11 protein-coding genes are annotated in these 15,316 nt (G+C 67.8%); 5 read left to right on the forward strand and 6 right to left on the reverse strand.

The window, feature by feature from the left end; all coding sequences use genetic code 11:
* Positions 1 to 108 precede the first annotated feature (108 nt).
* The 6 genes from cls to dapC all read right to left on the reverse strand — a co-directional run bounded on the left by cls (position 109) and on the right by dapC (position 6,282).
* Positions 109 to 1,548: a cardiolipin synthase gene (gene cls, locus WS75_RS18615; protein WP_059681939.1), complete on the reverse strand. Its 1,440-nt coding sequence runs from the start codon at positions 1,546 to 1,548 to the stop codon at positions 109 to 111.
* Positions 1,549 to 1,661: 113 nt separating this feature from the next.
* Entirely contained in the window at positions 1,662 to 2,570 is a 909-nt protein-coding gene (gene prmB / locus WS75_RS18620; RefSeq protein ID WP_059681942.1) for a 50S ribosomal protein L3 N(5)-glutamine methyltransferase, read from the reverse strand.
* 11 nt (positions 2,571 to 2,581) lie between these two features.
* Positions 2,582 to 3,721: a succinyl-diaminopimelate desuccinylase gene (gene dapE, locus WS75_RS18625; RefSeq protein WP_059529300.1), complete on the reverse strand. Its 1,140-nt coding sequence runs from the start codon at positions 3,719 to 3,721 to the stop codon at positions 2,582 to 2,584.
* Between the two features lie 88 nt (positions 3,722 to 3,809).
* Complete coding sequence (locus tag WS75_RS18630) at positions 3,810 to 4,178, reverse strand: ArsC family reductase (protein WP_044847939.1); 369 nt, start codon at positions 4,176 to 4,178, stop codon at positions 3,810 to 3,812.
* A complete protein-coding gene (gene dapD / locus WS75_RS18635) occupies positions 4,178 to 5,005 on the reverse strand; it encodes a 2,3,4,5-tetrahydropyridine-2,6-dicarboxylate N-succinyltransferase (RefSeq protein ID WP_006478479.1) in 828 nt (275 codons plus the stop codon). Before dapD ends, WS75_RS18630 begins: the two co-directional genes overlap by 1 nt.
* A 44-nt stretch (positions 5,006 to 5,049) precedes the next feature.
* A complete protein-coding gene (gene dapC, locus WS75_RS18640; protein WP_059681944.1) occupies positions 5,050 to 6,282 on the reverse strand; it encodes a succinyldiaminopimelate transaminase in 1,233 nt (410 codons plus the stop codon).
* Positions 6,283 to 6,439: 157 nt separating this feature from the next.
* Between dapC and WS75_RS18645 the strand changes: the two genes are divergently transcribed.
* From WS75_RS18645 to def, 5 genes are all read left to right on the forward strand, one after another.
* Positions 6,440 to 7,381, forward strand: a complete 942-nt coding sequence (locus WS75_RS18645) for a DMT family transporter (RefSeq protein ID WP_059681945.1) — start codon at positions 6,440 to 6,442, stop codon at positions 7,379 to 7,381.
* Positions 7,382 to 7,520: 139 nt separating this feature from the next.
* Positions 7,521 to 11,033 (forward strand): chromosome segregation protein SMC, encoded by a 3,513-nt coding sequence (smc, locus tag WS75_RS18650; RefSeq protein ID WP_059681948.1) that lies wholly within the window; start codon positions 7,521 to 7,523, stop codon positions 11,031 to 11,033.
* 85 nt (positions 11,034 to 11,118) lie between these two features.
* Entirely contained in the window at positions 11,119 to 12,408 is a 1,290-nt protein-coding gene (locus tag WS75_RS18655) for a cell division protein ZipA C-terminal FtsZ-binding domain-containing protein (protein ID WP_059681950.1), read from the forward strand.
* Between the two features lie 171 nt (positions 12,409 to 12,579).
* Positions 12,580 to 14,655 (forward strand): NAD-dependent DNA ligase LigA, encoded by a 2,076-nt coding sequence (gene ligA, locus WS75_RS18660; RefSeq protein ID WP_059681952.1) that lies wholly within the window; start codon positions 12,580 to 12,582, stop codon positions 14,653 to 14,655.
* Positions 14,652 to 15,185: a peptide deformylase gene (gene def, locus WS75_RS18665; RefSeq protein ID WP_059511077.1), complete on the forward strand. Its 534-nt coding sequence runs from the start codon at positions 14,652 to 14,654 to the stop codon at positions 15,183 to 15,185. The genes ligA and def overlap by 4 nt, the downstream gene beginning before the upstream one ends.
* The last annotated feature ends 131 nt before the right edge of the window (positions 15,186 to 15,316 follow it).

The raw sequence follows: 15,316 nt of genomic DNA on the forward strand, positions 1-15,316 counted from the left end.
GCGTCCGGGCTGTCCGGCTCGATCGGGCCGTGGCCGCGGCGCCGAGCCGAATGCCGTGAAAGCGTGTGACGTCATCCGGGCGGCGCACGTCCGGCGCTCGCGCGGCCGCTACAGGATCGGCGCGAACAGGCGCGCGACGTGCATCGCGATGCGCCGCCACGCGGGCGAGTGCCGATACTCGTTCGCATCGACTTCGTAGGCCTGCGCGAAATCGGCGTCGAGCATCGCCTCGACCTCGTCGGCGAACGCGCGATCGACGGTCAGCACCATGATTTCGAAGTTGAGCCGGAACGAGCGGTTGTCGAGATTCGCGCTGCCGATCGCGGCGGCGACGCGGTCGATCAGCACGACCTTCTGGTGCAGGAAGCCGGGTCGGTAGCGGAACACCTTGACGCCGGCGTCGACGAGATCGCGCGCATAGAGCCTGGACGCCTCGAACACGACGTAGTGGTCGCGCCGGCTCGGGATCAGGATGCGCACGTCGACGCCGCGCATCACCGCGAGCTTCAGCGCGGCGATCACCGCTTCGTCGGGCACGAGATATGGCGTCGTGATCCAGACACGTTCGCGCGCGGTGTTGATCGCCTCGACGAAGAACAGCGAGCCGGTTTCCTGTTTGTCGGCTGGCCCCATCGGCACGGCGAGGCAATGCATCGCGTCGCCGGGCAGCGCCTCCGGCGGCGCTGCGAGCGGCGGCAGCGTCTGCGTGGCCCAGTGCCAGTCTTCGGCGAACACGTACTGAATGCTGGCCACCACCGGGCCGCGAATCTCGATATGGGTGTCGCGCCACGGTGACAGGCGCTGTTTGGCCCCGAGATATTCGACGCCGACGTTGTGGCCGCCGACGAACGCGCGATTGCCGTCGACGACGACGATCTTGCGATGGTTGCGAAAGTTGAGCTGGAAGCGGTTGACGAACTTGCGGTGGGTCGCGAACGGATGGACCTCGACGCCGCCGCGGCGCAACGTGTCGACGTAGCTGTGCGGCAGGTCGAAGCTGCCGATGCTGTCGTACAGCAGGTAGCAGCGCACGCCGGCCGCAGCGCGGGCGAGCAGCGCGTCGCGCAGCGTCTGGCCGAGCGCGTCGTCGCGCACGATGAAGAACTGCACGACCACATAATCACGCGCGGCGTCGATTGCCGACAGGATCGCCGAGAAGGTTGCATCGCCGTTCACGAGCGTGCGCACCGCATTGCCGCCGACGAACGGCATTCCGCCCAGCCGCGTGAGCGCGAGCACGGCAGCCCGGCCGATCGCGTCGGCGGCCAGCCCGTCGGTTGCGTCCGCATCGTGCCACGGCGTGCGCGGCGTGTGCGTGCGCAGCGCTTCCATCTCGTGGCGCCGCGCGTCGACGTAGCCGGAGAACTTGCTGCGGCCGAGGAACAGGTAGGGGATGAGCGTCAGGTACGGCATCGCGGCGAGCGACACGGCCCACGCGATCGCGCCTTGCGACGTGCGCGTGTTCAAGATCGCGTGACACGCCGCGATGATCCCGAGCACGTGGATGGCCAGGATCAGGGTGCCGAGGTGTAGCCAGTCGAGGGTCATGGGCGCGTGACGGACTCCTGAAGTCGCGCGGCGCGACGGCCGCTTACGCGCATCTTACCGAACCGTGCGGGACAGCGGTGTGCCGTACCGCACGGTTCGGTCGCGGCGTGCCGTCAGGCCTTGCGCGGCAGGTCCGACGCCTGGATCAGGAACACGGCGTCGTCGCCCGCGCTGGTGGGCAGCCACGTGAGCTCGAGGCCGCCGAACGCGGCTTCGACGTGCTCGCGCTCGTTGCCGATCTCGACGACGAGCACGCCGTCGTCGTGCAGCCACTTGTGCGCTTCGGCGATGATGCGCCGCACGATGTCCATGCCATCGTCGCCGCCCGCAAGCGCCATCTCCGGCTCGTGCCGGTATTCGGGCGGGAGGGCTGCCATCGACGTTGCGTTCACGTACGGTGGATTCGTCAGGATCACGTCGTAGCGCGTGTCGGGCTCGGCGCGGAACGCGGGCAGCGGCGCGTAGAGGTCGCCATGATGCAGCGTGATGCGATCGTCGAGGCCGTAGTCGTGCACGTTGATCCCGGCGACTTCGAGTGCCTTCTCGGACAGGTCGACCGCGTCGATCTCGGCATTCGGGAACGCGCTGGCGGCGAGGATCGCGAGGCAGCCGGAGCCGGTGCACAGCTCGAGCACCGCGCCGACCTGTTCGGGATCGGCGACGTACGGCTGCAGCCCGTCGTCGAGCAGCTCGCCGATGAACGAGCGCGGCACGATCACGCGCTCGTCGACGTAGAAGCGGTGGCCATGCATCCACGCTTCATGCGTGAGATACGCGGCCGGCACGCGGTCGGTCGCGCGTCGTTCGATCACCGCGAGCACGGCCGCGATTTCGTCGGGTAGCAGGCGAGCGTCGAGGAACGGCTCGAGCGTGTCGAGCGGCAGGTCGAGCGTGTGCAGCACGAGGTAGGCGGCTTCGTCGTACGCGTTGTCCGAGCCGTGGCCGAACGCGAGCTTCGCCTTCGAGAAGCGCGTGACCGCATAGCGCAGCAGGTCGCGAACGGTTGCAAAAGGTGTCGTCATGCGAGGCTCCATCAGGCAATCAGTTGTTCGAGCACGCGGCGGTACACGTTCTTCAGCGGGTCGACGAAGCGCACGTCGATGTGTTCGTCGATCTTGTGGATGCTGCCGTTCGGCGGCCCGAACTCGATCACCTGCGGGCAGATGCGCGCGATGAAGCGCCCGTCGGACGTGCCGCCCGTCGTCGACAGTTCGGTCGTTAGGCCGGTTTCGGCGCGGATCGCGTTCTCCAGCGCGTTCGACAGGTCGCCGCGCGGCGTGAGGAACGGCAGGCCGCTCACCGACCACTTCAGCGTGTACTCGAGGCCGTGCTTGTCGAGGATCGCATGCACGCGTGCCTGCAGGCCCTCGACGGTGCTCGCCGTCGAAAAGCGGAAGTTGAACATCAGGTCCGCGTGGCCGGGGATCACGTTGGTCGCGCCGGTGCCTGCATGCAGGTTCGACACCTGCCAGGTGGTCGGCGGGAAGTATTCATTGCCTTCGTCCCACTGTTCGGCGGCGAGCTCGGCGAGCGCCGGCGCGAGCAGGTGGATCGGGTTCTTCGCGAGGTGCGGGTATGCGATGTGGCCCTGCACGCCCTTGACGATCAGTTCGCCCGACATCGAGCCGCGTCGGCCGTTCTTCACGACGTCGCCGAGTTCGGCGGTCGATGTCGGCTCGCCGACGATGCAGTAGTCGAGGCGTTCGCCGCGTGCTTCGAGCAGCTCGACGACCTTCACGGTGCCGTCGGTGGCCGGGCCTTCCTCGTCGCTCGTGATCAGGAACGCGATCGCGCCGCGATGGCCGGGGTGGGCCGCGACGAATTCCTCGGAGGCGACGACGAACGCCGCGAGCGACGTCTTCATGTCGGCCGCACCGCGGCCGTACAGCTTGCCGTCGCGATGGGCGGGAATGAACGGCGGCGAGGTCCACTGCTCGAGCGGGCCGGTCGGCACGACGTCGGTGTGGCCCGCGAACGCGAGCAGCTTGCCGTCGCGGCCGTCGGTGCCGCGCTTGACGGCCCACAGGTTGGTCACGCCGTGCGACGCGATGGTCTCGCATTCGAAGCCGAGCGCGGCGAGGCGCTCGGTCATGATCTGCTGGCAATGCTGGTCGTCGGGCGTGACGGACGCGCGGGCGATCAGCTGTTCGGTAAGGGCTAGGGTGGCGGACATGGTTCGGACCACTTTCGATAAAAAATGCCGGCGCGGTGGCCGGCAGCGAGGGGACGTCGTGCGCGGCGCGGACGCAGCGCGGGCGGCCCTAGGCGGCAAACAGCGCCGCGTACTGATCGGCCACGAAACCGAGCGATTTCACGCGGCCGTTGACGACGAGCACGGGGCGCTTGATGACCGACGGCTTGTGGATCATCAGCGCGACCGCGCCGGACTTCGTTTCCGCGGCAGCCTTCATGGCGTCGTCCAGGCCGCGCCACGTCGTGCCGCGCTTGTTCACGAGCGCGTCGAGCGACACGTCCTTCAGCCAGTCCTCGACGAGCGGTGCGCTGACGCCGAGCTTCTTGAAGTCGTGGAACTCGAACTCGACGCCGTGATCGTCGAGCCACACCCGGGCCTTCTTCACGGTGTCGCAGTTCGGAATGCCGTAGACGACCACGGTGCGCGGCTTGGCCATCAGTCGCCTCGCAGCAGCTCGTTCAGGCCGACCTTCGCGCGGGTCTTCGCGTCGACCTTCTTCACGATCACCGCGCAGTACAGGCTGTGCGAGCCGTCCTTCGACGGCAGGTTGCCGGCGACGACGACCGAGCCGGCCGGGATGCGGCCATAGCTGACTTCACCGGTTTCGCGATCGTAGATCTTCGTGCTCTGGCCGAGGTACACGCCCATCGAGATCACCGAGTTCTCCTCGACGATCACGCCTTCGACGACTTCCGAGCGCGCGCCGATGAAGCAGTTGTCTTCGATGATGACGGGGTTCGCCTGCAGCGGCTCGAGCACGCCGCCGATGCCGACGCCGCCCGACAGGTGCACGTTCTTGCCGATCTGCGCGCACGAGCCGACCGTGGCCCACGTGTCGACCATCGTGCCTTCGTCGACGTACGCGCCGATGTTGGTGTACGACGGCATCAGCACGACGTTCTTCGCGATGAACGAGCCGCGGCGCGCGATGGCCGGCGGCACGACGCGGAAGCCGCCCGCGGCGAAGTCTTCGGCCGTGTAGTTCGCGAACTTCGACGGCACCTTGTCGTAGAACTGCGAGTAGCCGCCGGCCGGCATCGGTGCGTTGTCCTCCAGGCGGAACGACAGCAGCACGGCCTTCTTCAGCCACTGGTGCACGGTCCAGTTGCCGTCGATCTTCTCGGCGACGCGCAGCGCACCCTTGTCGAGTTGCTCGATCGCGTGTGCGACGGCCTCGCGGACGTCGGCGGGCGCGGCCTTCGGCGACAGCTCGGCGCGGTTTTCCCAGGCGGTATCGATGATTTGCTGAAGTTGTTGCGACATGTTCGTTTTCGCAGGAGATGAATGGAATTGATCGGGATGGACGATTACCGCGCGAGAGCCCGGCAGAAATCGACGATGCGTTGCGCGCCCTCGACGCATTCGGGGGTGCCCGCGACGAGCGCGATCCGGATGAAATCGCGGCCCGGGTTGGTACCGTGCGCATCGCGCGCCAGGTACGAGCCGGGCAGAACCGTCACATTATAGTCGGCGTACAGGCGGCGGGCGAACTCGGTGTCCGACAGGCCGGTGCGCGACACGTTGGCCCACAGGTAGAACGCGGCGTCGGGCAGCTTCACGTCGATCACGTCGGCCAGCATCGGCGTGACCGTGCTGAACTTCTGCAAATACAGCGCGCGGTTTTCGCGCACGTGCGCCTCGTCGTTCCACGCGGCGATGCTCGCGTGCTGCCAGACCGGCGACAGCGCGGCGCCGTGGTACGTGCGGTAAAGCAGGAATTTCTTCAGTAGCGCGGCGTCGCCGGCGACGAAGCCCGAGCGCATGCCCGGCACGTTCGAGCGCTTCGACAGGCTCGACAGCATCACGAGCCGCTCGAAGCCGCGACCGAGGCGATGCGCGGCCTCGAGGCCGCCGAGCGGGGGTGCCGCTTCGTCGAAATAGATTTCCGAATAGCACTCGTCGGATGCGATCACGAAGCCATGGCGGTCGGACAGCGCGAACAGTTCGCGCCAGTCGTCGAGCGTCAGCACGGCACCCGTCGGGTTGCCCGGCGAGCACACGTACAGCAGCTGAGTGCGCGCCCAGACTTCATCGGGCACGGCCGCGTAGTCGCACGCGAAGTTGCGCGCCGGGTCGCTGTTCGCGAAATAGGGTTCGGCACCGGCCAGGAGCGCCGCGCCTTCGTAAATTTGATAGAACGGATTCGGACAGAGTACGATCGCTTTCTCGCCGTCCGTGGTCGGGCGTGCGTCGATCACCGTTTGCGCGAGCGAGAACAACGCCTCGCGCGACCCCGACACGGGCAGCACCTGCGTGGCCGGGTCGATTGCCGGCAGCCCGTAGCGGCGTTCCAGCCAGTGTGCGATCGACGTGCGCAGCGCGTCCGAGCCTGCCGTGGCCGGATACGACGCGAGGCCGTCGAGTGAAGCAACCACGGCGTCGCGGATCAGCGCCGGAGTCGGGTGCTTGGGCTCGCCGATGCCGAAGCTGATCGGTTTCAGGCCGGCGGAGGGCGTCACGTCCTTGAACAGGGCGCGCAGCTTTTCGAAGGGATAGGGCTGGAGCGAGTCGAGTCGAGGGTTCACGGGCGAAGCGGCCATCGCGGCCGGTTGGAGCGAAAGGGGCGGCGCGGGTGCCGCACGGCAGCGAGCGGGCGCCGACGGCGCGCGGGTCGCAGCGGACGATTATAGCGTGATGCAATGCGGTCACGGCCCGCCGGAGCGGCGGCCGGGCCGGTCGAATAAAGGGTATCGAACAATGAACAACGCGGTACGCGGCAGCCTGCCGACGCTGGCCATCCTGATCGGCGCGTCGGTATGGGGCCTGATCTGGTATCCGCTGCGGATCCTCGCGTCGCTCGGGCTCACCGGCACGCTGGCGAGCGCGCTGACGAGCGCGGTCGCTTTCCTGTTCGTGGTTGTCGCGCGGCACCGCACGATCGCCACGCTGCGCTGGCACTGGGTGCTGCCAGGCATCGCGATCACGGCGGGCGTGACGAACCTCGGCTTCGTGTGGGGCACGATCCACGGCGAAGTGCTGCGCGTGATGCTGCTGTTCTACCTGACGCCCGCTTGGACCGCGATCTACGCGCATTTCCTGCTGCGCGAGCGGCTCACCTGGGCCGGCGTGGGGCTCGCGGCCCTGTCGATCGGCGGCGCCATGCTGATGCTGTGGTCGCCGAACCTCGGCATGCCGCTGCCGGCCAATCCGGCCGAATGGGCGGGGCTCGCGGCCGGCCTGAGTTTCGCGATGAGCAACGTGCTCGTGATCAAGGCGAGCCGCGAGCTGCCGGAGATGCGCGCTGAAATGCGCACGGCGACGCTGTTCGGCGGCGCAGCGGTGTTCGGCGCGATCGCATCGCTGTTCGAGGGGCTGCCGGTCGCGCCTGCGGGCGGCCAGCTCGGCGTCGCCGCGCTGATCGTCGCCGCGATCGGCGTGACGATGGCGGCGAACAATCTGCTCGTGCAATACGGCCTCGCGCGCGTGCCGGCGAATCGCGCGTCGATCATCATGCTGTTCGAGATCGTGATCACCGCGCTGTCCGCGTGGGTGTTCGCGAACGAACTGCCGACGGCGCGCGAGTGGGCGGGCGGTGCGTGCATCGTCCTGGCGACGCTGCTGTCGAGCCGGGTCCATCGTGCCGCGCCGGCATCGGGCAAACCCGGCGACGGGCGGGACGGCGCACGCGCGATGGTATGATGGAAGCCGTTTGCGGGGCCCAACGCTGGATGCGCGCGGCCCCGCTTTTGAATTCCGGGGCGCATCGCGCGCACGGGCCGTCCGGCCCCGCGCGTCGCGGCCCCGTCCGTTTCACACCTTCTTCACATCCGATACCGCCGTGCGTCTGAGCTCGATCAAACTCGCTGGCTTCAAATCCTTTGTCGATCCCACGCATTTCCAGGTTCCGGGCCAGCTTGTCGGCGTGGTAGGCCCGAACGGGTGCGGCAAGTCCAACATCATCGATGCCGTGCGCTGGGTGCTCGGCGAGTCGCGCGCGTCCGAGCTGCGCGGCGAGTCGATGCAGGACGTGATCTTCAACGGCTCGACCGCACGCAAGCCCGGCAGCCGGGCCAGCGTCGAACTGATCTTCGACAACTCCGACGGCCGCGCGGCCGGGCAGTGGGGCCAGTACGGCGAGATCGCCGTGAAGCGCGTGCTCACGCGCGACGGCACGTCGAGCTACTACATCAACAACCTGCCGGCGCGCCGCCGCGACATCCAGGACATCTTCCTCGGCACGGGCCTCGGCCCACGCGCGTACGCGATCATCGGCCAGGGCATGATCGCGCGGATCATCGAGGCGAAGCCGGAAGAGTTGCGCGTGTTCCTCGAGGAAGCCGCGGGCGTGTCGAAGTACAAGGAGCGCCGCCGCGAGACCGAGAACCGCCTGCACGATACGCGCGAGAACCTGACGCGCGTCGAAGACATCGTCCGCGAGCTCGGCGCCAACCTCGAGAAACTCGAGGCGCAGGCCGTCGTCGCGACCAAATACAAGGAACTCGTCGCCGACGGCGAGGAGAAGCAGCGCCTGTTGTGGCTGCTGCGCAAGAACGAGGCCGCGAGCGAGCAGCAGAAGCAGCAGCGCGCGATCGAGCAGGCGCAGATCGACCTCGAGGCGCAGACGGCGAAGTTGCGCGAGGTCGAGTCGCAGCTCGAGACGTTGCGGGTCGCGCATTATTCGGCGAGCGACGCGATGCAGGGCGCGCAGGGTGCGCTCTACGAGGCGAACGCCGAAGTGAGCCGCCTCGAGGCCGAGATCAAGTTCATCGTCGAATCGCGCAACCGCGTGCAGGCGCAGATCGCCGCGCTGAACGCGCAGCGCGAGCAATGGCGCGCACAGGCCGAGAAGGCGCAGGACGAGCTCGAGGAAGCCGAAGAGGCGCGCGCGATGGCCGACGAGAAGGCGGCGCTCGCTGAAGACAACGCGGCCGCGAAGCACGACGCGCTGCCGGCGCTCGAGGCGAAATGGCGCGATGCGCAGGCGCAGCTCAACGACGAGCGAGCGCGGATCGCGCAGACCGAACAGTCGCTGAAGCTCGAGGCTGCGCACCAGCGCAATGCCGACCAGCAGCTCCAGCAGCTTCAGCAGCGCCACGAGCGCCTGAAGTCCGAGGCGGGCGGGCTCGACGCGCCGGACGAAGCGCAGCTCGAGGAGTTGCGCATGCAGCTCGCCGAGCAGGAAGAGATTCTCGCGGAAGCTCAGGCGCGCCTGACCGATGCGCAGGACGCGCTGCCGCGCCTCGACGGCGAACGCCGTGCCGCGCAGGAGCGCGTGCAGGCCGAAAGCGCGCAGATCCACCAGCTCGAGGCGCGGCTCGCCGCGCTCAAGCAGCTGCAGGAGAACGTGCAGACCGAAGGCAAGATCCAGCCGTGGCTCGACAAGCACGAGCTCGGCGCGCTGCCGCGTCTCTGGAAGAAGCTGCACGTCGAGGCTGGCTGGGAAGCCGCGCTCGAGGCCGTGCTGCGCGAGCGCCTGGCGGCGCTCGAAGTGTCGAATCTCGACTGGGTGAAGGCGTTCGCGACGGATGCGCCGCCCGCGAAGCTCGCGTTCTACGCGCCGCCCGCGGCAGGTGAGCCGCCGGCCGCCGCGGCCGGGCTGCGCCCGGTGCTGTCGCTCGTGCGCATCGACGATGCGGGCATCCGTGCGGTGCTGAACGACTGGCTCGGCAACGTGTACGTTGCCGACGACGTCGCGCAGGCGCTCGCGACGCGCGCGCAACTGCCGGCAGGCGGCGCATTCGTCGTCAAGGCCGGCCACATCGTCACGCGTGTCGGCGTGCAGCTGTACGCGGCCGATTCGGAGCAGGCCGGGATGCTGGCCCGCCAGCAGGAAATCGAGAACCTGACGCGCCAGGTGCGCGCGCAGGCGCTGCTCGCCGACGAGGCCCGCACCGCCGCCGTGCGGGCGGAGGCCGCGCACACGCAGGCGACGCAGGCGCTCGGTGACGTGCGCGCGCAGGCCGAACGCGCGACGCAGCGCGTGCACGCGCTGCAGATGGACGTGCTGAAGCTCGCACAGGCGCATGAGCGCTACACGCAGCGCAGCACGCAGATCCGCGAGGAGCTCGAGGAAATCGGCGCGCAGATCGACGAGCAGCGTGCGCTGCGCGCGGAATCGGAAGCGAACTTCGAGCGTTTCGACGGCGAACTCGCCGAACTGCAGGCGCGCTTCGAGGACAACCAGCTCGCATTCGAGGCGCTCGACGAATCGCTGACGCAGGCGCGCCAGGAAGCGCGCGACCTCGAGCGCGGCGCGAACGACGCACGCTTTGCCGCGCGCAACGCGGTCACGCGGATCGACGAACTCAAGCGCAGCATTCAGGTCGCGCACGAGCAGAGCGAGCGCGTCGCCGCGTCGCTGGAAGACGCGCGCGCCGAACTCGAAACGATCAACGAGCAGACCGCGCATACGGGCCTGCAGGACGCGCTCGAAATTCGCGCGGTGAAGGAAGAGGCGTTGCAGGCCGCGCGAATCGAACTCGACGACCTGACGGCAAAGCTGCGCGCCTCGGACGAGCAGCGTATCGTCGCCGAGCGTTCGCTGCAGCCGCTGCGGGACCGCATCACCGAGCTGCAGCTGAAGGAGCAGGCCGCGCGCCTGTCCGTCGAGCAGTTCGCCGAGCAGCTCGCGGCGGCCGAGGTCGACGAGGAAGCGCTGCGCGAGAAACTGACGCCGGACCTGAAGCCGTCGTATCTGCAGGGCGAGGTCACGCGCCTGAACAACGCGATCAACGCGCTGGGTCCGGTCAACATGGCCGCGCTCGACGAGCTGAAGGCCGCGAGCGAGCGCAAGGTGTTCCTCGATGCGCAGTCGGCCGACCTGACCGACGCGATCACGACGCTCGAGGATGCGATCCACAAGATCGACCAGGAAACCCGCACGCTGCTGCAGGGCACCTTCGACGAGGTCAATCGTCACTTCAGCGACCTGTTCCCGCGCCTGTTCGGCGGCGGCCAGGCGAAGCTGATCATGACGGGCGACGAGATCCTCGATGCGGGCGTGCAGGTGATGGCGCAGCCGCCGGGCAAGAAGAACGCGACCATTCACCTGCTGTCGGGCGGCGAAAAGGCGCTGACCGCGACCGCGCTGGTGTTCGCGATGTTCCAGCTGAACCCGGCGCCGTTCTGTCTGCTCGACGAGGTCGACGCGCCGCTCGACGACGCGAACACCGAGCGTTTCGCGAATCTGGTGCGCGCGATGTCCGACAAGACGCAGTTCCTCTTCATCTCGCACAACAAGATCGCGATGGAGATGGCGCAGCAGCTGATCGGCGTGACGATGCAGGAGCAGGGCGTGTCGCGGATCGTTGCGGTGGACATGGAAACCGCCGCGGGTTTTGCCCAGAATTGACGTTTGACGAAACCGGACCGCGTTCGCGTGGCGCATGGGCGCCCGTTCGCGAGTCCGACGAACAAGAATTGCTGATGGAGCGTGCATGGACGAGTTGACACTCGGATTGATCGGCGCGGGCGCCGTCGTGGTGGGCGGCGTCGTGGTCTACAACGCCTGGCAAGGCGCGAAGGTGCGGCGCAGGATGCCGCGCCCGATGCCGGAAGAGACGGCCGAGGCGATGAATCGCCCCGAGCGCGACGAAGAGCTGCCGTTCATCGAGCCGGTGCGCCAACCCGTGCGCCGCGAATCCGCGGCGCCGGCTGCCGCTGCCGCGAGCGCGTCCGGCGAAGCCGCGCGCGTCGAGCCGACCTTCGGCGGCGTGGCGCCTGCCGACACGCCGGCCGACCTGCAGGCCGAGGCCACCGGGGCCGACGCGCCGTCGGCGTCGACCGAGTCGGCCGAGCAGGCCGTCGACGAAGGTGCGGTGGCCGCCACGCAGGAAGCACCGGCCGCCGATGCGTCGAACGAACCGGCTGAACCCGTGCTGCCGGCCGCGACGACGATTTCGTCGGCGCCGCCCGCGATCGTCGACCGCCGGATCGACTGCATCGTGCCGATTCGCCTCGGCGCGCCGCTGCCGGGCGACAAGATCCTGCCGGTCGCGCAGCGGCTGCGCCGCGCGGGCAGCAAGCCCGTGCATATCGAAGGCAAGCCGGAAGGCGGCCAGTGGGAGCTGCTGCAGAACGGCGTGCGCTATGAAGAGCTGCGCGCGGCCGCGCAACTCGCGAACCGTAGCGGCGCGCTCAACGAACTCGAATTCTCCGAATTCGTGACGGGCGTCCAGCAGTTCGCCGACGCGATCGACGGCGCACCGGAATTCCCGGACATGATGGAGACGGTCGCGATGGCGCGCGAACTCGACGGCTTTGCCGCGCAGTGCGACGCGCAGTTGTCGATCAACGTGATGTCGGACGGTGCGCCGTGGTCGGCGAACTACGTGCAGGCCGTCGCTTCGCAGGACGGGCTGCTGCTCTCGCGTGACGGCACGCGCTTCGTGAAGCTCGACGCGAAGCAGAACCCCGTGTTCATGCTGCAATTCGGCGACACGAACTTCCTGCGTGACGACCTGACCTACAAGGGCGGCAACATGATTACGCTGGTGCTCGACGTGCCGGTTGCCGAAGAGGACATCCTGCCGTTCCGGCTGATGTGCGACTACGCGAAGTCGCTGTCCGAGCGGATCGGCGCGCGAGTCGTCGACGATTCGCGCCGGCCGCTGCCGGAATCGACGCTGGTGGCGATCGACCAGCAACTCATGAAGCTGTACGCGAAGCTCGAGGAAGCGGGCATCCCGGCCGGTTCGCCGGTCACGCGCCGCCTCTTCAGCCAGTAACGCGTTTCACGGGCGACGGTTTGCGGTGCCGTCGCCCGTTGTCGTTGCAGCGCCGCACACACCGTCTGCGTGGACTGCAGCGGGCCTGCGCGGCGCGCATCGCGTGCCCCCGCCGCAGCGTCAAACTGAGATAATCGAACATCCGATTTTTCAGAGCGAATTGCCGCCAGCATGGCCCGAACCCAAGCCGAACCGCCAGCCAGCCAGCCCGACGCGCGTGCCGCGTGGCTGCGCGATCAACTCGAGCGGGCGAACTACGCCTATTACGTGCTCGACCAGCCTGATCTGCCCGACGCCGAATACGACCGCCTCTTTGGCGAGCTGCAGCAGCTCGAAACCGATCATCCCGAACTCGTGACGCCCGATTCGCCGACGCAACGCGTCGGCGGCGAAGTGGCGAGCGGTTTCACGCCGGTCGTCCATGACGCGCCGATGCTGTCGTTGAACAACGGCTTCGCCGACGAGGACATCGTCGCGTTCGACAAGCGCGTCGCCGATGCGCTCGACAAGACGACCGATCTCGCCGGCTCGGTGACGGACCCGGTCGAATACGCATGCGAGCTGAAGTTCGACGGGCTCGCGATTTCGCTGCGCTACGAGCACGGCGTGTTCGTGCAGGCGTCGACGCGCGGCGACGGCACGACCGGAGAGGACGTGACGGAGAACGTCCGCACGATCCGCTCGATCCCGCTGAAGTTGAAGGGTACGCACGTGCCGGCCGTGCTCGACGTGCGCGGCGAGGTGCTGATGTTCAAGCGCGATTTCGCACGCCTGAACGAACGCCAGCGCGCGGCCGAGCAGCGCGAATTCGCGAATCCGCGCAATGCGGCGGCCGGCAGCCTGCGCCAGCTCGATCCGAAGATCACCGCGCAGCGCCCGTTGTCGTTCTTCTCGTACGGGATCGGCGTGCTCGACGGGATGCCGATGCCGGACACGCACAGCGCGCTGCTCGACTGGTACGAATCGCTCGGCCTGCCGGTGAACCGCGAACGCGCGGTCGTGCGCGGCGCTGAAGGCCTGCTCGGTTTCTTCCGCAAGGTCGGCGAGAAGCGCGAGTCGCTGCCGTACGACATCGACGGCGTCGTCTACAAGGTCAACCGGCGCGACGAGCAGGACCGCCTCGGCTTCGTGTCGCGCGCGCCGCGCTTCGCGCTCGCGCACAAGTTCCCCGCGCAGGAAGCGTTGACGAAACTCGTCGCGATCGACGTGCAGGTTGGCCGCACGGGCGCGATCACGCCGGTCGCACGGCTCGAACCGGTGTTCGTCGGCGGCGCGACGGTAACGAACGCGACGCTGCACAACGAGGACGAAGTGCACCGCAAGGACATCCGGATCGGCGATACCGTGATCGTGCGGCGCGCGGGCGACGTGATCCCCGAAGTCGTCGGTGCGCTGCTCGACCGGCGGCCAGCCGATGCGGCCGAGTTCGTGATGCCGACCGAGTGCCCGGTGTGCGGCTCGAAGATCGAGCGCCTGCCCGATGAGGCGATCGCGCGCTGCACGGGTGGCCTGTTCTGTCCGGCGCAGCGCAAGCAGGCGCTGTGGCACTTCGCGCAGCGCCGCGCGCTCGACATCGACGGGCTGGGCGAGAAGATCATCGATCAGCTCGTCGAACTGAACCTCGTGCGCACGCCGGCCGACCTGTTCAATCTCGGTTTCGCGACGCTCGCGGAACTCGACCGGTTCGCCGAGAAGTCCGCACAGAATCTACTCGACTCGCTTGAAAAGGCGAAGCATACGACACTCGCGCGCTTCATCTACGGGCTCGGGATCCGCCATGTCGGCGAATCGACCGCGAAGGACCTCGCGAAGCATTTCGGGTCGCTGACGCCGATCATGGACGCGTCGATCGAGGAACTGCTCGAAGTGAACGACGTCGGACCGATCGTGGCCGAGTCGATTCACCAGTTCTTTGCGGAAGAGCACAACCGCACGGTGATCGAGCAGTTGCGTGCGCCCGGCAAGGTCACGTGGCCCGAAGGCCCGCCCGCGCCGAAGGCGCCGCAGGGCGTGCTCGCCGGCAAGACGGTCGTGCTGACGGGCACGCTGCCGACCCTCACGCGCGATGCGGCGAAGGAGATGCTCGAAGCGGCGGGCGCGAAAGTCGCGGGCTCGGTGTCGAAGAAGACGGATTACGTGGTCGCGGGCGCCGAAGCCGGCAGCAAGCTCGCGAAGGCAGAAGAACTCGGCATCCCCGTGCTGGACGAAGACGGACTGCACCAACTCCTGGAGGGCAACACGCCATGATTCGCGAGATCCTGAAGATGGGCGATCCGCGCCTGCTCGAAGTCGCCAAGCCGGTCGAGCGGTTCGATACCCCCGAACTGCACGAGATCGTCGCGGACATGTTCGAGACGATGCATCACGCGAACGGTGCAGGGCTTGCCGCGCCGCAAATCGGCGTCGGTCTGCAGATCATCATCTTCGGCTTCGGCAGCAACAACCGTTATCCGGACGCGCCGCCCGTGCCCGAGACGGTGCTGATCAACCCGAAGCTCGAGTACATGCCGCCGGACATGGAGGAGGGCTGGGAGGGCTGCCTGTCGGTGCCGGGCATGCGTGGCGTCGTCAGCCGCTATGCGAAGGTGCGCTACAGCGGCTTCGACCAGTTCGGCGCGAAGCTCGACCGTGTCGCCGAAGGCTTCCACGCGCGGGTCGTCCAGCACGAATACGATCACCTGATCGGCAAGCTGTATCCGATGCGGATCACCGACTTCACGCGCTTTGGCTTCACCGAAGTGTTGTTTCCGGGGCTTGATCCGGCCGACGACGACTGATCTTCATGCGGCCGCGCGCGCCGTCGCCGTACCGAAACGAAAAAGCCCGCTTGCGCGGTAATGCCGTTCAGTTAAGCAGCTGAACGGCATTTTTTATTTTAGGGAAGGATTGGTTGTAAACGCTGCGCTGA

This window comes from Burkholderia sp. FL-7-2-10-S1-D7 (genome assembly GCF_001524185.1).
Taxonomy (GTDB): Bacteria; Pseudomonadota; Gammaproteobacteria; order Burkholderiales; family Burkholderiaceae; genus Burkholderia; species Burkholderia diffusa.